This window comes from Microbacterium sp. LWO12-1.2, assembly GCF_040675875.1.
In the GTDB taxonomy this organism is placed as follows: domain Bacteria; phylum Actinomycetota; class Actinomycetes; order Actinomycetales; family Microbacteriaceae; genus Microbacterium.
Genome location: NZ_JBEGII010000001.1, coordinates 3,381,878 through 3,406,126, shown reverse-complemented (window position 1 = coordinate 3,406,126; position 24,249 = coordinate 3,381,878). Strand labels below are relative to the sequence as shown.

At 69.0% G+C, this 24,249-nt stretch carries 24 protein-coding genes; 15 read left to right on the top strand and 9 right to left on the bottom strand.

The window, feature by feature from the left end:
- Nucleotides 1–13 precede the first annotated feature (13 nt).
- On the bottom strand, nt 14–1,300 hold the full coding sequence (locus tag MRBLWO12_RS16310; RefSeq protein ID WP_363557336.1) for an adenylosuccinate synthase: 1,287 nt from the start codon (nt 1,298–1,300) through the stop codon (nt 14–16).
- A gap of 226 nt (nt 1,301–1,526) precedes the next feature.
- Here MRBLWO12_RS16310 and MRBLWO12_RS16305 point away from each other — a divergent pair, with 226 nt between their 5' ends.
- Entirely contained in the window at nt 1,527–2,459 is a 933-nt protein-coding gene (locus tag MRBLWO12_RS16305; RefSeq protein ID WP_363557334.1) for a DMT family transporter, read from the top strand.
- Nucleotides 2,460–2,481: 22 nt separating this feature from the next.
- On the opposite strand, the gene MRBLWO12_RS16300 is transcribed toward MRBLWO12_RS16305, so the two are convergent.
- Nucleotides 2,482–3,150, bottom strand: coding sequence for a GntR family transcriptional regulator (locus tag MRBLWO12_RS16300; protein WP_363557332.1), 669 nt, complete (start codon nt 3,148–3,150; stop codon nt 2,482–2,484).
- A 172-nt stretch (nt 3,151–3,322) separates the two neighbouring features.
- On the opposite strand from MRBLWO12_RS16300, the gene MRBLWO12_RS16295 reads away from it, so the two are divergent.
- Nucleotides 3,323–4,018, top strand: coding sequence for a Pr6Pr family membrane protein (locus MRBLWO12_RS16295; RefSeq protein ID WP_363557330.1), 696 nt, complete (start codon nt 3,323–3,325; stop codon nt 4,016–4,018).
- A gap of 220 nt (nt 4,019–4,238) precedes the next feature.
- Here MRBLWO12_RS16295 and MRBLWO12_RS16290 read toward each other — a convergent pair whose 3' ends face one another.
- Both MRBLWO12_RS16290 and MRBLWO12_RS16285 read right to left on the bottom strand, forming a co-directional pair.
- Complete coding sequence (locus tag MRBLWO12_RS16290; RefSeq protein ID WP_363557328.1) at nt 4,239–5,663, bottom strand: NAD(P)/FAD-dependent oxidoreductase; 1,425 nt, start codon at nt 5,661–5,663, stop codon at nt 4,239–4,241.
- An 18-nt stretch (nt 5,664–5,681) separates the two neighbouring features.
- On the bottom strand, nt 5,682–5,930 hold the full coding sequence (locus tag MRBLWO12_RS16285) for a hypothetical protein (RefSeq protein ID WP_363557326.1): 249 nt from the start codon (nt 5,928–5,930) through the stop codon (nt 5,682–5,684).
- A gap of 220 nt (nt 5,931–6,150) precedes the next feature.
- Between MRBLWO12_RS16285 and MRBLWO12_RS16280 the strand changes: the two genes are divergently transcribed.
- The 7 genes from MRBLWO12_RS16280 to MRBLWO12_RS16250 are packed head-to-tail and all read left to right on the top strand — an operon-like array spanning nt 6,151 to nt 12,644.
- On the top strand, nt 6,151–7,254 hold the full coding sequence (locus MRBLWO12_RS16280; protein WP_414685489.1) for an AAA family ATPase: 1,104 nt from the start codon (nt 6,151–6,153) through the stop codon (nt 7,252–7,254).
- A 47-nt stretch (nt 7,255–7,301) separates the two neighbouring features.
- Entirely contained in the window at nt 7,302–8,189 is an 888-nt protein-coding gene (locus MRBLWO12_RS16275) for a DUF58 domain-containing protein (protein ID WP_363557324.1), read from the top strand.
- Nucleotides 8,176–8,664 carry a hypothetical protein gene (locus MRBLWO12_RS16270; RefSeq protein ID WP_363557322.1) on the top strand — a complete coding sequence of 163 codons (489 nt, stop codon included), beginning with the start codon at nt 8,176–8,178 and terminating at the stop codon, nt 8,662–8,664. Before MRBLWO12_RS16275 ends, MRBLWO12_RS16270 begins: the two co-directional genes overlap by 14 nt.
- Nucleotides 8,655–9,641, top strand: a complete 987-nt coding sequence (locus MRBLWO12_RS16265) for a VWA domain-containing protein (RefSeq protein WP_363557320.1) — start codon at nt 8,655–8,657, stop codon at nt 9,639–9,641. The genes MRBLWO12_RS16270 and MRBLWO12_RS16265 overlap by 10 nt, the downstream gene beginning before the upstream one ends.
- On the top strand, nt 9,623–10,786 hold the full coding sequence (locus MRBLWO12_RS16260; protein ID WP_363557318.1) for a vWA domain-containing protein: 1,164 nt from the start codon (nt 9,623–9,625) through the stop codon (nt 10,784–10,786). Before MRBLWO12_RS16265 ends, MRBLWO12_RS16260 begins: the two co-directional genes overlap by 19 nt.
- Nucleotides 10,783–11,541, top strand: coding sequence for a hypothetical protein (locus MRBLWO12_RS16255; RefSeq protein ID WP_363557316.1), 759 nt, complete (start codon nt 10,783–10,785; stop codon nt 11,539–11,541). Before MRBLWO12_RS16260 ends, MRBLWO12_RS16255 begins: the two co-directional genes overlap by 4 nt.
- Nucleotides 11,535–12,644, top strand: a complete 1,110-nt coding sequence (locus MRBLWO12_RS16250) for a hypothetical protein (protein ID WP_363557314.1) — start codon at nt 11,535–11,537, stop codon at nt 12,642–12,644. The genes MRBLWO12_RS16255 and MRBLWO12_RS16250 overlap by 7 nt, the downstream gene beginning before the upstream one ends.
- A gap of 189 nt (nt 12,645–12,833) precedes the next feature.
- Here MRBLWO12_RS16250 and MRBLWO12_RS16245 read toward each other — a convergent pair whose 3' ends face one another.
- Together MRBLWO12_RS16245 and MRBLWO12_RS16240 are read right to left on the bottom strand one after the other, a co-directional pair.
- A complete protein-coding gene (locus tag MRBLWO12_RS16245) occupies nt 12,834–13,829 on the bottom strand; it encodes a hypothetical protein (protein ID WP_363557312.1) in 996 nt (331 codons plus the stop codon).
- 67 nt (nt 13,830–13,896) lie between these two features.
- Entirely contained in the window at nt 13,897–14,865 is a 969-nt protein-coding gene (locus MRBLWO12_RS16240; protein WP_363557310.1) for an alpha/beta hydrolase, read from the bottom strand.
- 202 nt (nt 14,866–15,067) lie between these two features.
- Here MRBLWO12_RS16240 and MRBLWO12_RS16235 point away from each other — a divergent pair, with 202 nt between their 5' ends.
- Nucleotides 15,068–15,475 carry a pyridoxamine 5'-phosphate oxidase family protein gene (locus MRBLWO12_RS16235; RefSeq protein WP_363557308.1) on the top strand — a complete coding sequence of 136 codons (408 nt, stop codon included), beginning with the start codon at nt 15,068–15,070 and terminating at the stop codon, nt 15,473–15,475.
- 53 nt (nt 15,476–15,528) lie between these two features.
- Here the strand turns inward: MRBLWO12_RS16235 and MRBLWO12_RS16230 are convergent, their stop codons facing one another.
- The 3 genes from MRBLWO12_RS16230 to MRBLWO12_RS16220 all read right to left on the bottom strand — a co-directional run bounded on the left by MRBLWO12_RS16230 (nt 15,529) and on the right by MRBLWO12_RS16220 (nt 18,555).
- Entirely contained in the window at nt 15,529–16,236 is a 708-nt protein-coding gene (locus tag MRBLWO12_RS16230; RefSeq protein WP_363557306.1) for a ZIP family metal transporter, read from the bottom strand.
- Between the two features lie 100 nt (nt 16,237–16,336).
- Nucleotides 16,337–17,128: an NAD(P)H-dependent oxidoreductase gene (locus tag MRBLWO12_RS16225; protein WP_363557304.1), complete on the bottom strand. Its 792-nt coding sequence runs from the start codon at nt 17,126–17,128 to the stop codon at nt 16,337–16,339.
- 56 nt (nt 17,129–17,184) lie between these two features.
- Nucleotides 17,185–18,555, bottom strand: a complete 1,371-nt coding sequence (locus tag MRBLWO12_RS16220) for an MFS transporter (RefSeq protein WP_363557302.1) — start codon at nt 18,553–18,555, stop codon at nt 17,185–17,187.
- A gap of 100 nt (nt 18,556–18,655) precedes the next feature.
- Here MRBLWO12_RS16220 and MRBLWO12_RS16215 point away from each other — a divergent pair, with 100 nt between their 5' ends.
- From MRBLWO12_RS16215 to MRBLWO12_RS16195, 5 genes are all read left to right on the top strand, one after another.
- On the top strand, nt 18,656–19,060 hold the full coding sequence (locus MRBLWO12_RS16215; RefSeq protein WP_363557300.1) for a winged helix-turn-helix transcriptional regulator: 405 nt from the start codon (nt 18,656–18,658) through the stop codon (nt 19,058–19,060).
- 51 nt (nt 19,061–19,111) lie between these two features.
- A complete protein-coding gene (gene argG, locus MRBLWO12_RS16210) occupies nt 19,112–20,545 on the top strand; it encodes an argininosuccinate synthase (RefSeq protein ID WP_363557298.1) in 1,434 nt (477 codons plus the stop codon).
- A 253-nt stretch (nt 20,546–20,798) separates the two neighbouring features.
- The gene (locus tag MRBLWO12_RS16205) at nt 20,799–21,428 is read left to right on the top strand and encodes a TetR/AcrR family transcriptional regulator (RefSeq protein ID WP_363557296.1); all 630 of its coding nucleotides are present in this window, start codon (nt 20,799–20,801) and stop codon (nt 21,426–21,428) included.
- Nucleotides 21,425–22,342 (top strand): hypothetical protein, encoded by a 918-nt coding sequence (locus tag MRBLWO12_RS16200; protein WP_363557294.1) that lies wholly within the window; start codon nt 21,425–21,427, stop codon nt 22,340–22,342. The genes MRBLWO12_RS16205 and MRBLWO12_RS16200 overlap by 4 nt, the downstream gene beginning before the upstream one ends.
- Nucleotides 22,339–24,174, top strand: coding sequence for a YhgE/Pip family protein (locus MRBLWO12_RS16195; protein ID WP_363557292.1), 1,836 nt, complete (start codon nt 22,339–22,341; stop codon nt 24,172–24,174). Before MRBLWO12_RS16200 ends, MRBLWO12_RS16195 begins: the two co-directional genes overlap by 4 nt.
- Nucleotides 24,175–24,249 lie beyond the last annotated feature (75 nt).

The following is a 24,249-nucleotide window of genomic DNA, read 5'->3' as shown; positions in this document are numbered from 1 at the left end:
ATCGAGTTGCGTGTCAGTCGAGCAGGTCGTGGCGCACGATGACCTGGTCGCGCTCGGGGCCGACGCCGATCACCGAGATGCGCGTGTTGCTCATCTTCTCGAGTGCCAGCACGTAGTCCTGCGCGTTCTTCGGCAGGTCGTCGAAGGTGCGCGCGACCGAGATGTCCTCGTTCCACCCGGGGAAGTACTCCAGGATGGGCTTCGCGTGGTGGAAGTCGGTCTGGTTGACGGGAACCTCGTCGAAGCGTTCGCCGTCGACGTCGTAGGCCACGCACACCGGGATCTGCTCGAGCCCGGTGAGGATGTCGAGCTTGGTGAGCACCAGGTCGGTGATGCCGTTGATGCGCGTCGCGTAGCGCGTGATGGGGGCGTCGTACCAGCCGACGCGGCGCGGCCGGCCGGTCGTGGTGCCGAACTCGAAGCCCTGCTTGCGCAGCCACTCGCCCTGCTCGTCGAAGAGCTCGGTCGGGAACGGACCGGAGCCCACGCGGGTCGTGTACGCCTTGACGATGCCGACGATGCGGTCGAGCGCTCCGGGACCGACACCGGCACCGGTCGCGGCGCCTCCGGCGGTCGCCGACGACGAGGTAACGAACGGGTAGGTGCCGTGGTCGATGTCGAGCATCGTCGCCTGGCCCCCCTCGAACACCACGACCTCGCCACGGTCCAGGGCCTGTGCGATCAGGTAGCCGGTGTCGGCGACCATCGGCCGCAGCCGGTCGGCGTATGACAGCAGGTCTTCGACGATCTCGTCGGCGGTGATGGCGCGACGGTTGAAGATCTTCACCAGCAGGTGGTTCTTCTGGTCGAGGGCACCCTCGACCTTCTGGCGCAGGATGTTCTCGTCGAAGATGTCCTGCACGCGGATGCCGACACGGTTGATCTTGTCGGCGTAGGCCGGGCCGATGCCCCGACCGGTCGTGCCGATCATGCGCTTGCCGAGGAAGCGCTCTGTGACCTTGTCGAGCGTGCGGTGGTACTGCGTGATGATGTGCGCGTTGGCGCTGACCTTCAGGCGCGAGACGTCGATGCCGCGGGCGGCGAGGGCCTCGAGCTCGAAGAACAGCACTTCGAGGTCGACGACCACACCGTTGCCGATGACCGGCGTCACACCGGGAGAGAGGATGCCGGAGGGCAGCAGGTGCAGGGCGTACTTCTCGTCGCCGACGACGACGGTGTGCCCGGCGTTGTTACCGCCGTTGAACTTCACCACCCAGTCAGTGCGCTCACCGAGCAGATCGGTGGCCTTGCCTTTTCCTTCGTCGCCCCATTGCACGCCGACGATTACGATTCCTGGCATGGGTGTCCCCCCTGCTTTCGCCGGGTTTGCACCGGCCGATGAGCTGGCCCTCTTCGGGCGGTCCCATCCTATCGAAGCGTTCCCCGAGGCCCCTCCGGTCGCGATATGCCAGCTCCGACGACGTTTTGCGGTGACACATCGCGACCGGGGGGGTCGTCCGAAATACGACGAGGGATGTCGCTTCGACGGGTCGACCGATGTCGGAGGTGCCTGCCAGGATCGATGGATGCCAGAAGCCACCTCCGACGAACCCGGCGTGCGCACCGACACGGGTGCACCGAAGACGCAGGGACCACTCGTCCTCATCGCCGCCCTGGTGACGGTCGTGCTGTGGGCATCGGCGTTCATCGGCATCCGCGGGGCGGGTCCGCATTTCGACCCCGGCGCCCTGGCGCTGCTGCGTATGGCGGTCGGCAGCGTGGCCCTCGCGATCATCGCGCTGCGCCACGGCATCCGTCTTCCGGCGAAGCGGCACTGGTGGCTCATCATCGTCTGGGGCGTCGGCTGGTTCTGCGTCTACAACCTGGCGCTCAACGCCGCAGAGCGCACGCTCGACGCGGGCACGGCCGCGATGGTCGTGAACCTCGCGCCGCTCATGGTCGTGATCTTCAGCGGACTGTTCCTGCGCGAGGGTTTCCCGAAGCCGCTGGTGATCGGGGCGCCGATCGCCTTCCTCGGTGTCGTGCTCATCGGCATGAACTCGTCCACCAGCGCGGGCCCCGACATCACGGGCCTGCTGCTCGCTCTGCTCGCCGCGGTGATGTACGCCGGATGCACGCTCGTGCAGAAGCATCTGCTGAGCGCCGGAACCGACGCCACGACGCTCACCTGGTTCGGGGCGCTGGCCGGGACCCTCGCTCTGCTGCCGTGGACGGGGAGCCTCATCGGCGCCCTGCAGACCGCGCCGCTGGATGCGACGCTCTGGGTCATCTACCTCGGGATCTTCCCCACGGCGATCGCCTTCACGACCTGGGCGTATGTGCTGCAGCGCAGCTCGGCCGGGCAGACGTCAGCCACGACCTACGTGGTCCCCGCCGTCGCGATCCTGATGTCGTGGGCGATCCTCGGCGAGGTGCCGACGCCGTTGATGTTCCTCGGGGGCGCACTGTGCCTGCTCGGGGTGCTCGTCACGCGGCTGCGCTGGGGGCGCCGGGCCTGACCGCTGCGAGCAGGCCTCGTCGTCACACGGGGAGCGAGCCCACCCCGACCCCGTGCTGACGGCGGAACCACAGCTCGGCGGCATCCGCGTCTCCCGCGATCATCGCCACGCGCATGCGCCGGTAGCACTCGCCACGGAACTCCGCAGTACCGATCAGTGTCTCCGACTGTCGGAGGTTGCGCGCCACCAGCAGGCTGGCCTCGTGCATGACCGTCGCGAAGAGACGGTTGCCGGACTCCCTCGTCAGGAAGCCGACGAACATCCGCGAGGCGAGCATGAGGTCATCGGCGGCGTCCGCATCGGATGCCTCGATCATGCGGTCCAGCAGCGCGACGGCCTCCTGCATCGCGCTGTCGTCCATCCGCCGCATGGCCAGCTGCAGTGCCATGCCCGCCTGCATCCCGGTGTACTCGAGGGTGCTGGCGATCATCTCCTCGGTGACCTCGGTGACGCGCGTGTAGCGGTTCGGCGAGACCTCGACCAGCCCGAGCCAGGTGAGCCGCTGCAGTGCCTCACGGACCGGCGTGCGTGAGATACCGAGCGCCTCGGCGATGCTCTTGTCGCTGACGTGCTGCCCTCCGGCGATCCGACCGGAGACGATCGCGTCACTGACGGTCTCGAACACACGATCACTGAGCACGGCGCCCTCGGCCAACGGACCGAGGCTCTCCTGGAACGACGCATCGACCATGATCCCCACCTCCTCCGGCGCCCCCAGAGCGCGCAGCCTCCGATGATATCGACCCTCGCGATGACGACCCTGATGACCGTCATCGCCCCGAGTCCCGCCTCAGGTATACCGATATATTGCGCGTCGTGGAAGACCGCGAGCCACGGCCACTACAGTGACGCACGGAGGCGAAATGACAACCTGGTGGCCTTACGCCCGCATCGCGGCATCCCTGCTCGCCCTGGCGGCGATCGCCGCGCAGCTGACGCGGTCAGTGCAGAACGCTCTCGACGCGACCACAGAGTGGGGCGCGCACCTGCCGACGGTCGCCGCGAACTTCCTGAGCTTCTTCACGATCGAGTCCAACTTCCTCTCCGCGGTCGTGCTGCTGATCGGTGCGATCTGGGCGCTGCGCCACCGCTCGACGACGGATGCCGAGCCGCGCTGGCTCGCCGTACTGCTGGTGTGCGTGAGCACCTACATGATCGTCACCGGCATCGTCTACAACACACTGCTGCGCGGCGTCGAACTGCCGCAGGGGGTCACGGTCCCCTGGTCCAACGAGGTGCTTCACGTGGTGATCCCGCTGTTCCTGCTCGCCGACGTGCTCGTCGCTCCGCGACGCCGGGCGCTCGGCTGGAACGCGATCTTCATCACGGCGATCTTCCCGATCGTCTGGGCCGTCTACACGCTCGTCCGTGCGAACCTCATCATCGCCCCGGCGACCGGCAAGCCCTGGTGGTACCCGTATCCGTTCCTCGATCCGCACCTCGTGCCGGGCGGTTACCTCGGCGTCTCGGCCTACATCCTCGGCATCGCGGCGGCGGTGATCGGGGTCGCCGCCGGCGTGGTCTGGGTCGGCCGACGCCGCGGGACTCCCCCGGTCTGACGCGATCCGCATCCGCATCCGCGCCCGCATCCGCGCCCGCACCCGGACCCGCGCTCCGCACCCGCGACGTGCAGGAGCATCCGCGACCTGCAGGACCGGATGCCGGCGAGTCGTCCTGCATCCCGCCATCGGTCCTGCACGTGGCGCGGACCCCGCCCCTCGCCCCCGGAACGGGCGGAGGGGCGGAGGGGCGGAGGGGCGGAGGGCGGAGTGGCGGATGTCAGGCAGTGGCGAGGACCTCACGGTCGTCGTCGCGCGGCAGGTCGCCGATGCTGCGCGCCGGTTCGACGGCATCCGGATCCACATCGAGGTAGCGCTCGAGCGAATCGTCGAGCTCCTCGAGCCACGGCGTATGGTGCACGATCGCGAGGGTGCCGGTCATGACCGACTCGTAGATGCGATCACGGTAGCCCATGATGTCGTCCTTCTTGTCGCGCTTCCACGCGAGGAAGATCTCGACAACCTTGTCAATGTCGAACTCCGGGTAGTCGGTGAGCCGGAGCAGATCGCGGATGTAGTCGGCCTGGAAGCGGATCTCCGCGGCGGCCGAATCGATCTGCCCGAACCGGGTGCGCCATTCGGCGATGGATGCCGCGCGCTCCTGCTCGTCCGGCAGAGCCAGGCGCCCGAGGATGAGGTCGCGCACGTACCAGGCCTGCGCGTCGAACATGTTGAACGTGAACCACTGGTCCTGCGCGCCGAGGTACGTCAGACGCGGGTTGTCCTGCCAGACGACCCCTCGGTACAGGCCGTCGGGGTAGACGTTGTTCGGCGACGAGAGGGCGAGGTCCTGGGGGAGGAACGGGTACTTGTGCAGATACCCGGTGCACAGGATGACCGCATCGACGTGCTTCGACGTGCCGTCCGCGAAGTGGGCGATGCTGCCCTCGAAGCGCTCGACGACCGGCCGCTCCGTGATGCCCTCCGGCCAGTCATAGCCCATCGGCGCCGAACGGAAGCTCGCCGTCACCGAGCGGGCGCCCATCTTGAACGCCTGGCTGCCGATGTCCTCGGCCGAGTAGCTCGCCCCGATCACGAGCACGTCCTTGTCGGCGAACGCCTCGGCGCCGCGGAAGTCGTGGGCGTGGCTGAGGTAGCCGGGGAATGTCTCGATGCCGGGGAAGTCCGGCACGTTCGGGAAGGAGAAGTGTCCGCTGGCGACGATCACGCGGTCGAACTCCTCCACGATCGACCGACCGGTGGGGAGATGCTCGCTGGTGAGGGTGAAGACCTCGCGTTCGCTGTCGAACTCGATCCAACGCACCACGGTCTGGAAGCGGATCAGATCGCGCACGTCGCTCTTCTCCAGCCGACCGGCGATGTAATCCCACAGCACCGGGCGCGGCGGGTACGAGGAGATGGGACGGCCGAAGTGCTCGTCGAAGCTGTAGTCCGCGAACTCCAGAGCCTCCTTCGGGCCGTTCGACCACAGGTTGCGGTACATGCTGGAGTGCACCGGCTCTCCGAACTCGTCCAATCCGGTGCGCCAGGTGAAGTTCCACTGTCCGCCCCAGTCGGCCTGCTTCTCGAAACAGACCAGGTCGGGGATCTCCGCCCCCGCGCGGGCTGCGGACTCGAAGGCCCGCAACTGCGCCATGCCCGAGGGGCCGGCGCCGATGATCGCTACTCGTTCTCTACTCGTCACGTATTGTCCTCATACTCTTCAGTCATGTATCGGCACGGCCGCATCCGAGCGAGGAACAGTTCTGTCCTGGTGGGAGCGAAATAGCTCGACCTGCCCGGAAAGCGGCTGCTCTTCGACGTTAGCAGGGTCGACCGGTGGCGCCGGGGTGGCCTGGTCGACCTTGCCGGTGGCCGACACCTCGGGCTCTCCGGCGCCCGACTGCATCCCTCCTGCCGTGCCATCTGCAGGAGCATCCGCGACGTGCAGGATCGGATGCCGGTGATTCATCCTGCATCCGGCCATCGGTCCTGCATGTCGCGGCCCCAGCGAGCGGATGCCAGCGAGCGGATGCCACGTCGCGGCGCCAGCGAGCGGATGCCAGTGAGCGGATGCCACGTCGCGGCGCCAGCGAGCGGATGCGGGCGGCCGCCGCCCTCGGGCGATGCGGTTACGCTGTTTCCGGGGGTCGGACGTGACGTGCGCCCCCGAAGATCGAGGGAGCCACCAGATGACCGAGCCCTACGCGCCGGACCCGCAGTCCTCGCAGGCCCCGCCGCCTCCGCCCGCCCCCGCGGCAGCCTCGCGCCCGACCGTCACCGCCCCGGCAGCGGCCACACCGAACACCGGCGCCCCGACCGAAGCCGAGATGGCCCGTGCCGCCGAGGTGCTGTCGATCGTCTCCGCGTCGTACTCGGCGAAGATGGTCGGCCAGGAGCGGCTGCGCACGAGCCTGCTCGTGTCGCTGGTCGCCGGCGGCCACATCCTGCTCGAGAGCGTGCCCGGACTCGCGAAGACGACGGCCGCGAGCACTCTCGCCGACACCGTGAAGGCACAGTTCAAGCGCATCCAGTGCACGCCCGACCTGCTGCCCAGCGACATCACCGGCAACCAGATCTACGACGCCGCCACCGGAACCTTCCGCACCGTGCTCGGCCCCGTGCATGCGAACTTCGTGCTGCTCGACGAGATCAACCGCTCGAGCGCCAAGACCCAGAGCGCGATGCTCGAGGCGATGCAGGAGCACCAGACCACGATCGGCGGAGAGGTGCACCATCTGCCCAAGCCGTTCCTGGTGATCGCCACGCAGAACCCGATCGAGCAGGAGGGCACATACGAGCTGCCCGAGGCGCAGATGGACCGCTTCCTGCTCAAGGAGATCGTCGAGTACCCGAGCCCTGCCGAGGAGTTCGAGATCCTCAGCCGCATCGACTCCGGCGTGCTCGATCCCGACCGGCACGTGAGCAGTTCCATCTCGCTCGACGACGTGCGCCTGCTGCAGGATGTGGCGAGCCGCATCTACGTCGACCCCGCCATTCGCAACTACATCGTCTCGATCGCCTACGTCACGCGGAACCCGGCGCCGTACATCGGCGAGGACCGCGCGCGCTTCATCAAGTACGGCGCGAGCCCGCGTGCGAGCATCGCGTTCCTGCAGGCCTCGCGTGCGCTCGCGCTGCTGAGCGGCCGCTCGCACGTTCTCCCCGAGGACATCCGCGCGCTGCGCCACCTCGTCCTCCGCCACCGGGTGCTGCTGACGTTCGAGGCCGACGCCGAGGGCATTCGCAGCGAGGAGATCATCGACCAGATCTTCGCCTCCGTGCCCACCCCCTGACCCCCGACACTCTCAGGGAACCGACGCAGGGACCCAGGAATCTCCCCATGGCCAGTCTGATCGCCCAGGTGAAGAGCAAGCTCTTCATCCACTCGTCGCGCAAGTCGATGCACGCCCTCGACGGCGCGTACGCCTCGCTGCTGCACGGGCGCAGTCTGGACTTCGAGGACCTGCGCAAGTACGAGTACGGCGATCAGGTGCGCGACATCGACTGGCGGGCGACCGCACGTCTGGGAACACCGCTGGTCAAGCGCTCCCGGGCGACGCGCATGCACACCGTGCTGTTCGTGGTCGACACCGGCCGGTCGATGGCTGCCCTCGCCGCCGACGAGCAGCCCAAGCGCGACCTGGCGATCCTCGCGACCGGAGCGCTCGGGGTGCTCACGCTCCGCCACGGCGACGACTTCACGGCCGTCTACGGCGATGCCGCGAAGGTGCGCCGCGTCGCTCCCGGTCGCAGCGAGGGGGCACTCGAGCACACCCTGCGCACGATCGACCGGGCGATCAGCACGAGCTCGGCGCCAAGCGATCGCGACGCCCTGCTGTCGTTCGTCACCCGCACGATCTCCCGCCGCATGATCGTCGCGATCGTCACAGACGAGGCGCCCATCACCGACGAGACCGAGCGGATGCTGCGCCGACTCCGCGTGCAGCACGATGTGCTCTGGCTCACGGTGCGCGACGCCGAACCGGTGCTCGATCATGCCACCGGACGCACCCGCAGCGACGTCGACAGCCTCTGGGAGGTACCCGACTTCGTGCAGGGCGACCTCGGCATCGTGCAGGAGCTGACTGCGCAGACCCAGGCGGATGCCGCCCGACTGGCCGAGACGCTCACGCGCATGGAGATCAGTCACGCCGTGCTCGACGGACAGGACGACGCCGTCGCTCAGCTGCTGCATCTGCTGAACCGGAGGTCGAATGCCCGGTTCTGATGAGCTCTACCCTCCCGCCCAGTACGGCTGGGGGTGGATGCTGCTCGCCATCGGCATCCTGCTGCTGCTGGTCGCCGCGGCCTGGCTGGTGATCCTCCTGACGCGTCCGCGCCGCGCTGCCGCCGTCACGGAGCCGCAGGGTCCGCTGCCGGCGACCGCCGACGTGCTCTCACAGCTGCGCACGGAGTATCTCGACCGCATCCAGCAGATCGAGACCGACTACCGCGAGCGCCGACTGACCCCGCGCAACGCCAACCTCGAGCTCAGCCGTGTCGTGCGCACGTTCGTCAACGAGTACAGCGGGCTGGAGGCCCCGGTGCTCGCTCTCGATGATCTGAAGGCCCGCGGCGTGCACCCCGCGCTGATCGACGCCCTGGGTCGGCACTACTACCCGAGCATCTTCCGCCAGGGCCCCGCGATCGATCCGGTCGCCGGCGCCGAGGCGGCGCGGACGGTGGTGCGCACATGGCACTAGCGAACTTCTGGATGATCATCGTCGCGATCGCGGTGGTGGTCGCGGCGGTCGGTATCGGTCTCTTCCTGGGCCTGCGCCGCCGCGGCCACTCCCACGCCGCCGAGACGGCACGCATCTCGCGCGCCGAACGGCTCCGTCAGCTGCCGAGCTTCCGTGAGGCGTTGCTGCGCCGAGTGCTCGCGCTCACCGGCATCCTCGCGCTCGGGGCCGTCGCGGTGATCACCGCCGGCGTCGTGGCCGCACGCCCGATGTCATCGCAGACCATCCAGCCCGTCAACACGAGCCGCGACATCATGCTGTGCCTCGACGTGTCGGGGTCGATGACCGAGGTCGACGTCGAAGTGCTCAGCGTGTTCGAGGAACTGCTCGACGACTTCGAGGGCGAGCGCATCGGACTGACGATCTTCAACAGCTCCCCGGTGCAGATCTTCCCGTTGACCGACGACTACGAGTTCATCCGCCGCCACCTGGAGAGCATCAAGAGCAGCTTCGACTATGTCGACGAGATTCCGGAGCACTGGGTCGGAACCCTCAACGGCAACGGCGCATCGCTGATCGGCGACGGGCTCGCCGCGTGCACGATGGGCTTCGACCGGCCGGACGACGAGCGCTCCCGTTCGGTGATCTTCGCCACCGACAACGAGGTGAACGGCGCCTCGATCGTGACCCTGCAAGAGGCAGCCGCGTATGCCGCGTCGAAGGACGTGCGGGTGTTCGCACTGAACCCGGTGCAGGGCAAGGATGCCGACGTCAGCGCCGAGCTGGCCGCCGCCGCCGAGGCGACCGGCGGAGCCGCCTTCGGCCTGCGTGACACGACCACCGTCTCCGACATCGTCACCCAGGTGCAGGAGCAGGAGGCCACGGCGCTGCGCGGAGAGGCGCAGATCGTGTGGACCGACAGCCCGAACCTCTGGATCGCGGTGCTGATGGTCGCGGTGCTGTCGTTCATCATCGTGGTGTGGAGGGTGCGACTGTGATCTTCCAGCCCGTCCTGCACCCACTGCTGCTGGTGCTGCTGTTCCTCCCGCTGACGGCCCTCGTCGTGTGGGTGCTGATCCGTGCGCCTCGCCCTTCGACAGGCTCAGGGACCCAGGGGAAGGCAGCAGAGACCCAGGGGAAGGCAGCAGGGACCCAGGGGAAGGCAGCAGAGACCCAGGGGAAGGCAGCAGGGTCGAAGGCTGAGAACGCCGGTGCCGCCGCTTCACACCGCGCCCTGTGGGCACTGCGACTCGTGCTGGTGCTGGCGTGCTTCTTCCTGGTGCTGCGGCCCGGCATCCCCGGTGGCGCGACGCAGACCCTCGCGACCGACACCGACATCGTGCTGGTCGTCGACACCACCGCGAGCATCGTCGCCGAGGACTGGGAGGGCGACCAGCCGCGCCTCGACGGCGTGCGGGAAGACGTGAGGGCGATCATCCAGGAGTACCCGGGTGCGCGCTTCGCCCTGCTCACCTTCGACGCCGCAGCGGAACTGCGCATGCCGTTGACCACCGACACCACGGCGCTCGTGGGATCTCTCGATGTACTGCGGCCCGAGGTGACGAGCCTGTCGCGCGGCAGCTCGATCGGGATCGCCGCCCCGCTGCTCGCCGAGACCTTGAAGGGGGCCGCCGAGTCCTCGCCCGACCGTTCGCGCATGGTGTTCTACTTCGGCGACGGAGAGCAGACGGTGGACACGCCGCCGGAGTCGTTCAGCGCGAGCGCCAAGTACACCGATGCGGGCGCCGTGTTCGGCTACGGCACCGCCGAGGGCGGGCCCATGCGCATCACCAGCGGCGGGCTCTCCGGCGACGACCCCGGCTACATCGAGTACGAGGGCGCCGACGCGCTGTCCACCATCGACGAGGCCAATCTGACGGCGGTCGCCGACCAGCTCGGCGTCGAGTACCAGCACCGCACAGCGGATGCAGCGCCGACGTTGCCCGCGCCTCCCTCCACGACGACCAGCTATGCGGAGTCCGGCTCGACCGGGAACGTCACGGAGCTCTACTGGGTCGCCGCACTCGTGATCCTCGCGCTCCTCGGCTTCGAGCTGACCAGGGCCACGATGTTGATCGCACGACTGCGTCAGCTCCGCGCCCCGCGACCTGCAGAGCCCCGCCCCGAGGGAGGTGCACGATGACCGCCGAGTCCTCGAGCCCCGCGGCCGCGCTGCTGGCGGCGAATCGCCGGCGCCGCCGCATCCGCCGGTGGATCGCAATCGGCACGCTTCCGCTCACCCTCGCCGCGCTGCTCTTCGTGGGCAAGCTGCTGAGCATGTACGCCTTCGCGCATCAGGCGATCACGGCGTATGTGGTCGACGACTACTCCGGGTCGGAGTCCGCGGCGCGCGGCCAGGAGTTCCTCAACTGGTTCGAGCCGTACAAGGCGCCCTTCAACATCGGGACCGCCCTGGGTGCGGCCGAACAGCTCCCCGAAGCCCGCGCGAAGCTCGAAGAGGCCCTCGAGCTCGCGCACGGCCTCGAGGTCTGCGGCGTGCGCATCAACCTCGCTCTGGTGATCGAACGGCAGGGCGATGCCGCCCGCGCGGACGGCGACGGCGCGGGCGCGGCCGAGCTCTACGGCGAGGCGCTGACCATCACGGTGGAGACGCCGGACGAGTGCAACAGCGAAGAAGCGCAGCAGCAGTCCTCGGATCCGCAGCGCGACATGGAGAAGTCGCTCGAGGACACGAGAGACCGTCTGAAGCAGAAGCAGCAGGAACAGCAGCAGCCCCCACCCCCCGAGGAGGAGGAGCAGCCGCAGGAGCAGGAGCCGCAGCCGTCAGAGGACCAGTTGCAGGACCTGCAGGACAAGCTGGAGCAGGGCACCCAGGAACGCGACCAGCAGCAGAACGGTGACGACCCCGGCGGCTCGGGAACGGACAAGCCATGGTGATGGATCACGAGAAGCAGCGGGCACGCTACGTCGCCGGCACCGAGGGTGCCCCTCCCGTGCCGCCGCCCGGCGGCTACAAGAACGCCCGTCGCCCGCAGGCACCGGCCGCGTGGGTTCCGCCGGTTCCCGTCGCCGACCCGGACGCTGCCGAGGCGAAGCAACCCGCGAACGCGATCGGCTGGATCGCCCTGCTGTCCGCCATCCTGTTCGTGCTGATCCTGTTCGGCACGCTGTTCGCCGGAGGCACCGATATCCTCTACGGCGTCACGATGCTCACCCTGCAACTCATCATCGTCGCGGTGGTCGTGGCCGCGCTGGTGTCGCGCAGAGGACGGATGCTGGGGGCCATCGCGCTGGTCATCACGATCATCTTCAACGTCGCGACCGTCGGCGGCATGAGCGCACTCCAGACATCCGCATCGGGCAACTACGAAGGTGTGAAGTCCGAGGAGCAGAAGCACGAGGAGGCGTACCCGGGAATCAAGGGCACAGATTCGCAGGGCGTGCTCGCCCAGCAGTCGCTGGAAGAGGTGCGCGCCGACGCGGACAGCCTCTTCGCCGACATCCGCTCCCGCCTGAGCGACCGTTTCGGCTACACGTGGACCGAGGTGGGCGACGAAGATCTTCGCCCCGAACGCAACGGCTACGGCGGGGAGTCGATGCTCATCGAGTACACCTCGGTCGGATGGTCGACGAACGAGTCGATCCAGGACCCGGAGCGCAAGGCCGAGGTCATGCGGATCATCGACCAGGTCGTGGTCGATCACGGCCTGTGGAACCTGTACAGCTTCAACGACCCGACAGGCTCCGGCATCGACCCGACGATGATCACGAAGCTCTACGGGAGCGATGACCCCCGCACGCAGCACACCTGGGAGTACTACACCGAGAACTACCCGGATCCGCTGCGGTTCTACGCGAACATCTACGACCTGTCGAACGATCCCACCGGTGACTTCCGCATCGCCAGGGAAGCGCAGAACGCCCGAACGGGCGAGCCGCTCGAGGGCCTGCACCTGATGGTGATCGCGAGCGCCGTGCTCAGCGAGGCCGACCGCGCCGAGTTCGAGCAGAAGCTCCAGGAGTACCCCGGGTTCGAGTGAGGATCCGCGGCGGCTGCCTGTCCGTCCTTTCCTGGCCTGCCTTGTCCGCGCCACCTGCAGGACCATCCGCGACGTGCAGGACGAAACGCCGCACAACCGTCCTGCATCCGGCGAATCCTCCTGCAGGTGGCGGATGCCGGGCGGATGCTGTGGCGGATGCCGGGCGGATGCTCGGCGGATGCCGCGCCGTCAGCTGGCGAGCTGCAGCAGCATGCGGGCGGTGACGAAGCGCATCTGCCCCCGCGGCGTGCGCGGGTCGTAGCCGAGCTGCTCGATCAGCGCGGTCAGGCGGTCCTGCACGCTGGAGTGGTGCCGTCCCAGACGCACGGCGGCGGCCCGCACGCTCTGCTCGTCGACCACCGCATCGAGGAGTTCGCGGCTGCGCGCATCCAGGCGCCCGAGTGACGCGGCGTCCGGATGCAGCTCGCCGGAATCCGCGGCTCCGGCGATCAGCAGGAAGGCACCGAGGTCGTCGGCTGCGACCATCGGCTCGGTCGCGGTCGTCAGGCGCACGGCGATCAGGGCCTCCGCCCAGGAGCTCGGAAGGTGGTCACCGAGGCCCGCGGTTCCGATGCCGACGCGTCGCTCGCTCGACCCGGGCCAGACGTCATCCGCTGCAGCCCCCGACGGAACGATCGTGGCCCTGGTCAGCCCATGACGTGTCGCCACGACCGCTGACGGATGCCGGGGCAGCGGCGCGGGGTCGGGCGGAGAGGCGATCACCCGCATCGGCTCGGCGACCAGACGCAGCCGTGACAGCGCGGACGCCCGCTCGCCCTCGCCCGCGAACGAGCTGATCACCAGCTCGACCGCGCTCTCCGCATCCCCGGCTCGGCGGGCGCGGAGGATGCCGAGGGCGAGGGTGAGCCGCTCCAGGATCATGGCGTCATTCGTGTGCGGCTCGCCTTCGCGTTCGATCCAGGCGACGGCATCCGGACCGCTGTCGCGCAGCATCCACCTGTCCCCCGGATCGACCGGGTCGATACGCACGCCGTCGGCCCGCACCCGGATGATCTGACGCGCATCACGCTGCCCCACGGTCGCCCCGCTCAGCACGGCTGCGCCCCGCAGCATGCTCTCGACGCCGACCGCACGCGCGACGAGGGTGTCGAAGTAGGAGACGACCTTGAGGGTCTCGCTCGCATCCGGGTCGAGGGCGGTGAGCCGCCCCAGCAGATCTTGCATGTCGGGCTCCATCGCGCGGGGGATTCCACCCTACGGGGTCGACGGGCGACCCCGTAGGGCGCGGGAGTCAGCCGAGCAGGCGGTTCACCCAGTCGTTGCGGGCGGCGAGCATGGCCTGCGCGACGGCGGCATGCGGGGCGAACATGTCGAAGCCGTGGAAGCCGCCGGCCCAGACATGCAGCTCGGCCTGGACTCCGGCCTCCCAGAGCCTGGTGGCATAGGCGACGTCCTCATCGCGGAACACCTCAGCGCTGCCGCAGTCGATGAAAGCCGGCGGGAGCCCCGCGAGGTCGGTCGCACGGGCCGGAGCAGCGTAGATCGACACGTCGTCCGTACCCTTGCGGTCGCCGAGCAGGGCAGTCCATCCGGTGATGTTGGAGCCGCGATCCCACACGCCGATGCCGTCGATCTGCTGCGTCGACACGCTCTCGTCGCGGTCGTCGAGCATGGGGTAGATGAGGAGCTGGCCGATCAGTGCGGGACCACGCCGGTCGCGGGCGAGCAGGGTGGTGCCGGCGGCGAGGCCTCCTCCAGCACTGCCACCGCCGATCAGGATGCGGTTCGGATCGATGCCGAGCTCGGCCGCGTTGTCTGCCGTCCACACCAGACCGGCGTAGCAGTCCTCGACCGGATACGGGTCGGGGAACTCCGGCGCCAACCGGTACTCCACCGTCACGATGACACCGTTGAAACGCTCGGCCCAGTCCAGGAACCCGACGACCCCGAGCCAGCGGTTGCCGATGATCATGCCGCCGCCGTGCGTGTGGAAGAAGCCGGGACCGGTGCCGGTGCGACCGGCCTTCTCGATCACGGTGACCACGATCTCGTCACCCTCATGACCGGCGATGGTGACGTCGCGTCGGGTGAAGCCACGCTCGTCGAGCACGGTGAAGATCTCGTCCTCGCCGCTCACCGGATTCTGCCGGAGCAACGGGATCATCTCGGCCGTCAGAGTCGACGGCAGCTGGTCGCCGACCAGGGCCAGCGCCGCTTCCAGCTCAGGGTCGAACGGAGGGCGGAGGGTCGTTTCGGTCATCAGAACTCCTTTGTTCTCGGCCGCGGTCATGGCGGCGTCCCGCCAGCCTCCCGGAGGTCGCACCCGAGCGTAACCCGCCAGGCGGGGCCGTTCCGCGCGTCGGAGGCCGCCGGGTGGCGGGGCGCCTCGCTCCGATCTCGCAGGAACCCCTCGAAGTCCCGTCCCCGGCTGGATACACTGGCGCCGAGGGAGGCGAACGCCCATGATCCGAGCACTCGACGAGCAGCAGTCCTACGAGTTGCTGACCACGACCACGATCGGCCGAGTCGGTTTCGTCCACGAGGGGCGGGTGCAGATCTTCCCCGTGAACTTCGTCGTCTCCGGTCACGACCTGCTGCTTCGCACCGCTCCCGATGGCCTGCTGGGTGAGCTGACGCGAGAGCCGGCGGATGTGTCCTTCGAGGTGGACTACCACGACCCCCTCGGCAGCAGCGCCTGGAGCGTGCTGATGCACGGCTCCCTCTCGCGGGTGCCCGAGGAGAAGGTCCCCGGCGCCAGGGCTCGCGTGAGTCCGTGGGCCGACAGTGATCGCGACCTTCCGCTGACCTTCCGCGTCGAGAAGATCACTGGTCGCCTCGTGCGCCGCGACCAGACGCACGGGAAGAACTGACCCTCCCCCCGGCGATGCCTGGTCGCTGACCGACGCCGTGATCCCCGGGTTCGTCAGGACGCGAGGGCGAGACCCGCGGCGAGCGCGAAGCCCAGCACGGTCGCGAGTCCGGTGGACTCCTTCGCCTTGGACTGCGCCTCGGGGATCATGGAGTCGACCAGCATCACGAGCAGGGCACCGGCCGCGAAACCGCTCGCCGCCGAGCGGAAGTCGTCGCCGGTGATGCTCGCCAGTCCGAACCCGGCGATGGTCGCGAGTGCGCAGATCACGGCGACGCCGGCCCACAGCAGCAGCACCCGCGATCTCGCCATCCCGCCCTCGAGGAGGTCCGCCGCCGACCCGATCGACTCGGGCAGGTTCGAGACCAGGATGGCGACCACGAGCGCGATGCTGACCGGCTCCCCGGAGGCGAGACCGATGCCGAGCACGAGCTGCTCGGGAATGCCGTCGAGCAGGGCACCGACAGCGAGCTGGCCGCCGCCCGCCTTCGCCTTGGTCTTCGCGGCTCGTGCATCGAGGATGCGGTCGGCGATGTAGTAGCTGACCGCACCGGCAGCGACGCCGATCACGAGGGGGATGGGACCGGCGAGGTCGAGCCCCTCTTGCCAGAGCTCGAACGCGATGGATGCCATCAGGGCGCCGGCGCCGAAGCCGAGGACGATGCCGAGCCAACGTGGTGGCCATTTCCGGAGCAACGCGAGCACCGCGCCGATGAACAGCGGCGCCGCCGCGACCACACCCCAGAGAATCGCTCCACCCATGTGCCGCCTCCTTCACGGCCACTCTGCCACCGCTCCGGCGGAAACTGCAGATGCATCCGGCTCGCCCCTGCGCGTCGCCCTCCGCCGGGCCCCGCGCTGCTCAGTCGCTGTGCACTCGATGGATCGCGAGATCGGTGCGACCGGGGAGCAGATCCGTTCGGAGCGCCCGGGTGCCGTGGTAGTCGCCGTCTCGGAGTCGGCGATACGGGCTGCTCGGCGATTCGTCGCCGATCCCCGAGAGCCGCTCGACCAGGCGTGCGCTCTCGCGTTCGATCTCGGTGCGCTCCAGGCCGTCTGCGTCGTGGACGACGTGCAGGTCGAGTGGTTCGATCCCCGTGTACCAGAGGGTTCCGTGGGTGAGGGGGAACAGCAGCGAGTCGAGGTCTCCGCTGACACCCCGCCTGCCGATGGAGCGCTCGTCCTCACCGGCCGTCACGATCACGAGGGCGCGGCGCCCGGCCAGAGGGCCATCGCCGTACCGGAGGGGGAGACCGGTGTCCGGGTCGACCTGGCCGTAGGCGAACCCGTTGGTGAGCACGCGATCGAACCACCCCTTGAGGATCGCCGGAGGTCCGTACCACCACAGCGGGAACTGGATCACGACGAGGTCGGCGGCCTGGAGCTTGCGCTGCTCCTCGACCACGTCGGCCGGCACCTGTCCGCCCGCGTAGACCTCCCCCATCAGCTCGACCACATTCCCGTCCCGCCCCTGCGGGTCGCCCAGGTCAGGGGCTGCGAGCACGGGGTCGAACCGCTGTCGGTAGAGATCGGTGGTCTCGACGTCGTGGTCGCGCGAGAGCGCCTCGACGCCGTCACGGAACAGCCGCGCGTTGAACGAGCTCTTCTGAGGGTGGGCGTAGATCCAGTGGACGGTGGCGCGTGGGTGCGACAAGGGTGGGCCTTTCATCGGTGGGGCGACATCAGTGGGGCGGCGTCAGCGAGGCGGCGTCAGCGAGGGTCGAGGATGACATCCGTCGATGTGCGTCGCCACAGCGGCACGAGGGCCGCGGCCACGACCGCGACCGCCGCGACGAGAAGAGCGACGGTGAAGCCGCCCGACCCGACGATCGAGGCGATCGTTCCGAGCACCGCGATGCCGAGGCCGCCGCCGAGCGCGAATCCGACCTCCTGGATCGCCCCGACCTGACCGGCGTCATCCTCGGTCGTGACGTCGAAGAGTGTCGTCGCTGCGAGCGTCGCCGTGATGCCGAACCCGAGGCCGACCAGCACCAGCGGCATCACGACGAGGTCGACGCCGGTCGACAGCCAGACGAGTCCCGCGCCCTGCACGATGAGGGCGAGCACCGTCAGCGTGGGCGAGCTCAGCCATCTCAGGAACAGCGGAGCGAGCACACCGCCCAGCGCGATCGCGACCGCCTGCGGAAGGATCGCCAGCCCCGCCTCCGCCGCGCTGTGCCCCCTGGCGTCTTGCAGGTGCAGACTCACCAGGAGCACGGTCGCCGATGAGACGCCGCCGCTCGCCACGATGCGCACGATGGCGGGACTGAACCCCGGCACCTGGAAGAGCCGCATGTCGATGAGGGGCTCACGCAGGATGCGCTGGCGGCGGATGAAGTAGACGAGCGTCGCGACCGCGACGGCTCCGGCGACGGCGGCAGGGAGGGGAGCGGCGAGCACCTCGTGCAGCGCGAAGACCAGGGCACCGAGCGCCACGATCGACGACACGATGCTCAGCACGTCCCACGACGGCGGACGAGAGCTGCGGGAGTCTGGCACGAGCCAGATCGCGAGCGCACCGGCGAGCACCGCGAGCGGCACGCTCCCGAGGAGCAGCCACCGCCATCCGGGGCCTTCGGTGACGACCCCGCCGAGCACGGGTCCCAGGGCGCTGCCCGCACCGAATGTCGCGGTCCACAGGCCGTAGGCCAGAACGCGCTGCCGCGCTTGATAGTGGGCGCCGATCGTGGCGACCACCCCGGCCACGACGAAGGCCTCGGCGACGCCGAGGAGCGCGCGCACGACGATCAGCAGCATCCCGTCCTGCGCGAATCCGCCCACGACGTTGAGCACGGCGAAGCCTGCCAGTCCGAGGATCACGATCCGCTTGCGCCCGAACGCGTCGCCGATCCTGGCGGCGACGATGAGGGTCGCAGCGAGCGACAGCGCGTAGACGTCGACGAGCCAGAGGGCGCCGCTGTCGCTGAGGAGGAGGTCTCCGCGGATGGCCGGCAGCGCGGTGGACACGCTGCTGATCGCGAGCGCGCCGATCAGGATGCCGAGGAGCAGCGGAATCATGGCGAGCCACGGGTGGCGGGTCGTGCGAGGTCGAGCGGTTGTCGTGGAGGTCGAGAAGGTCACCCACTCAGTCTCGGGGGGAGGTACGCTTCCGACAAGTACGGTCATTTGAGGTACATACTGACACTTCGGATACCATGGAGCGCGACGGAAGGCGGAGCCGATGAGGGAGAAGACGGAGCGCATCGTCCGGAGCTGGGGCGACGCCTGTGACGCGGAGATCTCGGTCGCCGTGCTCGGTGGGGCCTGGAAGCCCAGCATCCTCAGCCTTCTCGACGAGCACGAGGTGCTCCGGTTCGGTGAGCTCGGCAGACTGCTCGGCGAGCCGACCGCCCGCGTGCTCACCCGCCAGCTGCGTGAGCTGGAAGACGATGGGCTCGTCATCCGGATGGTCTACCGGCAGGTCCCCCCCAAGGTCGAGTACCGCCTGAGCGACCTCGGCCGAGGATCCATTCCGCTGGTCGAGGCGCTGACCAGCTGGGGCGGTCGATATGCCGCGCACCAGCGGCGCGAGCTTGCACGACCGACCGCCGCGGCCGAGAACCTCGACACCGCGGTCGCACACTGACCGCGCCCGACCGTCCGAAACACCCGACACGCCGCGGATAGACTGGGAAGCATGTCCAAGGTCCTCCAGTCCCTTCCCGTCGGCGAGCGCGTCGGCATCGCCTTCTCCGGAGGACTCGACACCTCCGTCGCCGTCGCGTGGATGCGCGAGAAGGGCGCCGTGCCCTTCACCTACACCGGCGACCTCGGCCAGTACGACGAGGACGACATCGAGTCGATCCCCGGCCGCGCGCTGGAGTACGGCGCCGAGGCATCGCGCCTGGTCGACTGCAAGACCGCCCTGGTCGAAGAGGGCCTCGTCGCCCTCTCCTGCGGCGCCTTCCACATCCGCTCCGGTGGCAAGACGTACTTCAACACCACGCCGCTCGGCCGCGCGGTGACCGGCACCCTGCTGGTGCGCGCCATGAAGGAAGACGGCGTCGACATCTGGGGAGACGGTTCCACCTACAAGGGCAACGACATCGAGCGGTTCTACCGCTACGGCCTGCTCGCCAACCCGCGCCTGCGCATCTACAAGCCGTGGCTCGACGCCGACTTCGTCACCGAGCTCGGCGGCCGCAAGGAGATGAGCGACTGGCTCGTCGAACGCGACTTCCCCTACCGCGACTCCGCCGAGAAGGCGTACTCGACCGACGCCAACATCTGGGGCGCGACGCACGAGGCCAAGACCCTCGAGCACCTGAACGTCTCACTCGAGACCGTCGACCCGATCATGGGCGTGAAATTCTGGGACCCCTCCGTCGCGATCGAGACCGAAGACGTCACGGTCACCTTCGAGGCCGGGCGTCCCGTCGCGATCAACGGTGTCGAGTACACCGACCCGGTGGCGCTGGTGCAGGAGGCCAACACGATCGGCGGACGCCACGGCCTCGGCATGAGCGACCAGATCGAGAACCGCATCATCGAGGCGAAGTCGCGCGGCATCTACGAGGCGCCGGCCATGGCGCTGCTGTTCATCGCCTACGAGCGTCTCGTGAACGGCATCCTGAACGAGGACACCCTCGCGACCTACCACGAGCAGGGTCGCCGCCTCGGCCGCCTGATGTACGAGGGCCGCTGGCTCGAGCCGCAGTCGCTCATGCTGCGCGAGTCGATCCAGCGCTGGGTCGGCCTCACGATCTCGGGCACGGTCACCATCCGCCTGCGCCGCGGTGACGACTGGACGATCCTCGATACCGTCTCGCCGAACCTGTCGTACAGTCCGGACAAGCTCTCGATGGAGCGCGTCGGCGATGCCGCCTTCGGCCCGGTCGACCGCATCGGCCAGCTCACGATGCGCAACCTCGACATCGCGGACTCGCGTGCCCGCCTCGAGCAGTACGCGGGCCTCGGCCTCGTGGGCGGCGCGACCGGCGAGCTCGTCGGACGCGTGACCGCCGGCGAGTCCGGCGAGATCACCGGATCGGTCGAGGAGATCGACGAGACCCTGGCGGATGCCGTCGACACGGCATCCGAGGGCGCGGCCTTCGATTCCGGCACCGACTGACCCTTCGACAGGGGCAGGGACCGACGTCCTGAGGGGGCGGATGCTGCGGCATCCGCCCCCTCTGTCGTCCGCGTCTCGTTATCTGCCATCTGCCATCTGCCATCTGCACGACGCGGCAACATTCGCGCGCCCGAACCGCCAGTTCCGTCGTGCATCTGTGACCGCGTCGTGCAGATGTCGCCGAAACAACGAGGATGCTGTGAGTCACAGTATTATCTTGCACACCGCTGTGCAGCATAAGTAGCATGAAGTCATGACCACCCGCGCACCCCGCCGCGACGCCGTCGAGAACCGCGCCGGCATCCTGTCCGCCGCCCGCACCGCTCTCGCCGTCGACCCCCACGCATCGATCGATGTGATCGCCCGCAGCGCCGGCCTCTCGCGCCGCACGCTCTACGGCCACTTCGACGATCGTGACGCCCTGATCCGCGAGCTCATCGCGAACGGAGCGCAACGCTTCAACGCGATCGCTGAGACCGTGACCGACGGCGATGCCCGCCTCGCCCTCGCTCGCCTCGCTGCCGTGCTCTGGCAGGAGGCGGCGCACGTGCAGGTCGCCGCCGCGCTCGCACTCGACGAGGCGCACGTCGAACACACCGGTGCCGCGCTCGCACCGCTGCGTCGCACACTGGCCGCCCTGGTACGCCGCGGCCAGGACGACGGCAGTTTCCGCACCGACCTCACCGCCCCCACACTCGCGCGCCTGATCGAGGAGATGGCCCGCACGGTCGTCTCCCGCACGGACTCGGCCAACGCCGAGGCCGCGAGCATCGCCGTGCGCACGGTGCTGAGCATCGCCGGGCTCTCGTGGCGCGAAGCAGACGAACTGCTCGCCACCCACCCCGAGATCGGTGCACCATCGAACACGGAGGCACACGCATGAAGATCGCACTGCATGAGGTGAGCAAAGGCCGCGCCGGACAAGCGCTCCCCACGATGAGCCTGGAGTTCCACAGCGGCGCCGTGCGCTTCGCCCTCGCCGAGACCGAACAGCGCCCCACAGTACTGGGCCTCATCGCGAGCGGACGCATGCGCCCGGACACCGGCCGCGTCACAATCGACGACACCGAGAACACGAAGGAGCTCCGTCGCCGCATCGCACTGGTCGATGCCCCCGACGTGAGCGATCCGCACCCCGACATCACCCTCGCGGGCGTCGTCGGCGAGGAGCTCATGTTCGCCGGTGTCGGCGCATCACCCCTGCACGCGCGGCGCTGGCTCACGCAGCTGGGCTACAACGAGCTGTCCTCGACTCCGATCGGCAACGTCGATCCCGCCGCGCGCGTGCGCATCCTGTGCGAGCTCGCCGTGCTGCGGGACGGGGTCGACGGCATCGTGCTGGTCGCCCCCGACCGCCACGGAGGACGGCCCGACGGCTGGTGGCGCATCGCCGGCGAGTTCGCCGATCGCGGGTACGCGATGCTCGTGATCGTCGGAGGCTCGGCCGCCGTCGCCCTCGAACGGATGCAGGAGCTCGAGGCCATCAACGCCTCCGGACCCGTACAGCCGCTGACGCTCGAGGCCCCCGCGGATGCTGAGGCCCTTCGACAGGCTCAGAGACCCACTGACTGGGTTGCTGAGCCCGACCCCTGGGTTGCTGAGCCCGACCCCTGGGTTGCTGAGCCCGACCCCTGGGTTGCTGAGCCCGAGCCCTGGGTTGCTGAGCCTGTCGAAGCATCCGAACCCGCCCCTCTCGACGACGAGCCCGAGCCCCTTCGACAAGCTCAGGGACCCACCTCCAGCGGCGAAGCATCCGACACCGGCACAGACCCGACAGAGAACGGAGCCGCACGATGAAGGTTCCCTCCATGATCGCCGCCGAGCTGCGGCGACTCACCGCGAGCAGGATGGGCATCATCGCGCTCATCGCACTCGTGTGCGTGCCGATCCTCTACGGCGGCCTGTACCTCTGGGCGAACCAGGACCCTTACGCGAAGTTCCCCGAGGTGCCGGTCGCTCTCGTGGTCGCCGATGACGGCGCCCCCTCACCGACGACCGGTACCGAAGCTCCGACCGGCGACACCGTGAACTACGGTGAAGACGTCGCCGAGAACCTGATCGAGGGCAACGCCTTCGACTGGCAGCGGATGTCGGCCGACGAGGCCGCGACGGCATTGCGCGACGGCACGGTCGACTTCACCGTGACGATCCCGGCGGACTTCTCCGCGGCGCTCACCTCCGCCGCGGGCGACGACCCGCACCAGGCACGCATCGACCTGGAGACGAACGACGCGAACAACTACCTGGCATCCTCCATGGGCACCCAGGCCGTCGAGAAGATCCGCAGCTCGGTCGCCCAGATGGTCGGCAGCGAGGCCGCTGAACGTCTGCTGACCGGCCTGAGCGACGTGCGCGACAGCCTGATCACCGCCACCGACGGCGCCACGAAGCTCACGGACGGCGCGAACACCGCCGCATCCGGAAGCTCCACCCTCGCCGACGGCACGGCGCAGCTCGCCACCGGCACCGCTCAGCTCGCCTCAGGGGCGCAGACCCTGGCCTCCGGCGCACAGCAGGTGAGTGCGGGCAACCGGCAACTCGCCGACGTCGCCGATCGCGCAGGATCAGCCGTGCAGCAGGCCGCTGATGCACTGCCCCAGGTGCGCACCGACATCGCCGATGCCCTGGCCGCGCAAGGCCTCAGCCAGGAAGAGATCGACCAGGTGCTCGCGCGGCTCGATCCGCTGGCCACGCGTCTACAGGACGGCAACAGCAAGGTGCAGGCTGCCGTCGGCAAGGTCGACCAGCTCGCCGCCGGTGCCGCATCCCTCGCCTCAGGCGCCTCAGACCTCGCCGCGGGAGCGGACACCGTCGCCACCGGAGCCGCCGCCGCGAACGAGGGCGCGGCGCAGCTGCGCGACGGTCTGAGCACACTCGCATCCGGCACCGCCGAGTTGCGCGACGGGCTCTCCGACGGGGTCGACGCGATCCCGGCATCCACTCCCGAGCTGCGCACCCTGCAGGCTGACACGATCGCCGACCCGGTCACGGTGTCGAGCGACAAGGTCGCCTCGGCTGAGGATTACGGCGCAGGGCTCGCGCCGTTCTTCGCCGCCCTCTCGGCCTGGATCGGGATCTACGCGCTGTTCCTGATCGTCAAGCCGGTATCGCGCCGCGCCGTCACGGCACTGCATTCGCCGATCCGGATCACGCTGGCGGGCTGGCTGACCCCCGCCATGCTCGGCGCAGTGCAGATGGTCGGGCTGATGGGCATCCTCGCGATCACGCTCGGATTCACCTTCAACCATCCGTTGGGCACTCTCGGGGTGATGATCTTCGCCTCCGCGACATTCGCGGCGATCATCCTCGCGCTCAACGTCTGGCTCGGGTCGGTCGGGCAGTTCCTCGGGCTCGTGCTGATGGTGCTGCAGCTCGTGACAGCGGGAGGGACGTTCCCCTGGCAGACGCTGCCTGCACCTCTCGCGGCGCTGCATCACGTGCTGCCGCTGGGGTACGTGGTCGATGCGATGCGTCAACTCATGTACGGCGGCAACCTCGGCCGCGCGGGCTGGGACCTCGCGGTGCTGGGCATGTGGCTCGTCGGGGCGCTGCTGTTCGCGATGCTCGGAGTCACCCGCATGACGCACCGCCGTACTCTGCGCGATCTGCAGCCGAGTCTGATCGGGTGAGCCGCCGCGTGCCGGGGGCGCGCCCCCCGCACGCGGACCGGTGTGTATAAGATGCGAGAGCGCGTCCCCGAAACG

Excerpts from the sequence above, each read along its gene's own strand:
- MRBLWO12_RS16255 (WP_363557316.1), top strand. The coding sequence starts at position 10,783 with ATGACCGCCGAGTCCTCGAGCCCCGCGGCCGCGCTGCTGGCGGCGAAT.
- MRBLWO12_RS16305 (WP_363557334.1), top strand. The coding sequence starts at position 1,527 with ATGCCAGAAGCCACCTCCGACGAACCCGGCGTGCGCACCGACACGGGT.
- MRBLWO12_RS16215 (WP_363557300.1), top strand. The coding sequence starts at position 18,656 with ATGAGGGAGAAGACGGAGCGCATCGTCCGGAGCTGGGGCGACGCCTGT.
- MRBLWO12_RS16275 (WP_363557324.1), top strand. The coding sequence starts at position 7,302 with ATGGCCAGTCTGATCGCCCAGGTGAAGAGCAAGCTCTTCATCCACTCG.
- MRBLWO12_RS16285 (WP_363557326.1), bottom strand. The coding sequence starts at position 5,930 with ATGAATCACCGGCATCCGATCCTGCACGTCGCGGATGCTCCTGCAGAT.
- MRBLWO12_RS16310 (WP_363557336.1), bottom strand. The coding sequence starts at position 1,300 with ATGCCAGGAATCGTAATCGTCGGCGTGCAATGGGGCGACGAAGGAAAA.
- MRBLWO12_RS16240 (WP_363557310.1), bottom strand. The coding sequence starts at position 14,865 with ATGACCGAAACGACCCTCCGCCCTCCGTTCGACCCTGAGCTGGAAGCG.
- MRBLWO12_RS16250 (WP_363557314.1), top strand. The coding sequence starts at position 11,535 with ATGGTGATGGATCACGAGAAGCAGCGGGCACGCTACGTCGCCGGCACC.
- MRBLWO12_RS16265 (WP_363557320.1), top strand. The coding sequence starts at position 8,655 with ATGGCACTAGCGAACTTCTGGATGATCATCGTCGCGATCGCGGTGGTG.
- MRBLWO12_RS16195 (WP_363557292.1), top strand. The coding sequence starts at position 22,339 with ATGAAGGTTCCCTCCATGATCGCCGCCGAGCTGCGGCGACTCACCGCG.
- argG (WP_363557298.1), top strand. The coding sequence starts at position 19,112 with ATGTCCAAGGTCCTCCAGTCCCTTCCCGTCGGCGAGCGCGTCGGCATC.
- MRBLWO12_RS16230 (WP_363557306.1), bottom strand. The coding sequence starts at position 16,236 with ATGGGTGGAGCGATTCTCTGGGGTGTGGTCGCGGCGGCGCCGCTGTTC.
- MRBLWO12_RS16245 (WP_363557312.1), bottom strand. The coding sequence starts at position 13,829 with ATGCAAGATCTGCTGGGGCGGCTCACCGCCCTCGACCCGGATGCGAGC.
- MRBLWO12_RS16300 (WP_363557332.1), bottom strand. The coding sequence starts at position 3,150 with ATGGTCGATGCGTCGTTCCAGGAGAGCCTCGGTCCGTTGGCCGAGGGC.
- MRBLWO12_RS16205 (WP_363557296.1), top strand. The coding sequence starts at position 20,799 with ATGACCACCCGCGCACCCCGCCGCGACGCCGTCGAGAACCGCGCCGGC.
- MRBLWO12_RS16270 (WP_363557322.1), top strand. The coding sequence starts at position 8,176 with ATGCCCGGTTCTGATGAGCTCTACCCTCCCGCCCAGTACGGCTGGGGG.
- MRBLWO12_RS16200 (WP_363557294.1), top strand. The coding sequence starts at position 21,425 with ATGAAGATCGCACTGCATGAGGTGAGCAAAGGCCGCGCCGGACAAGCG.
- MRBLWO12_RS16295 (WP_363557330.1), top strand. The coding sequence starts at position 3,323 with ATGACAACCTGGTGGCCTTACGCCCGCATCGCGGCATCCCTGCTCGCC.
- MRBLWO12_RS16280 (WP_414685489.1), top strand. The coding sequence starts at position 6,151 with ATGACCGAGCCCTACGCGCCGGACCCGCAGTCCTCGCAGGCCCCGCCG.
- MRBLWO12_RS16235 (WP_363557308.1), top strand. The coding sequence starts at position 15,068 with ATGATCCGAGCACTCGACGAGCAGCAGTCCTACGAGTTGCTGACCACG.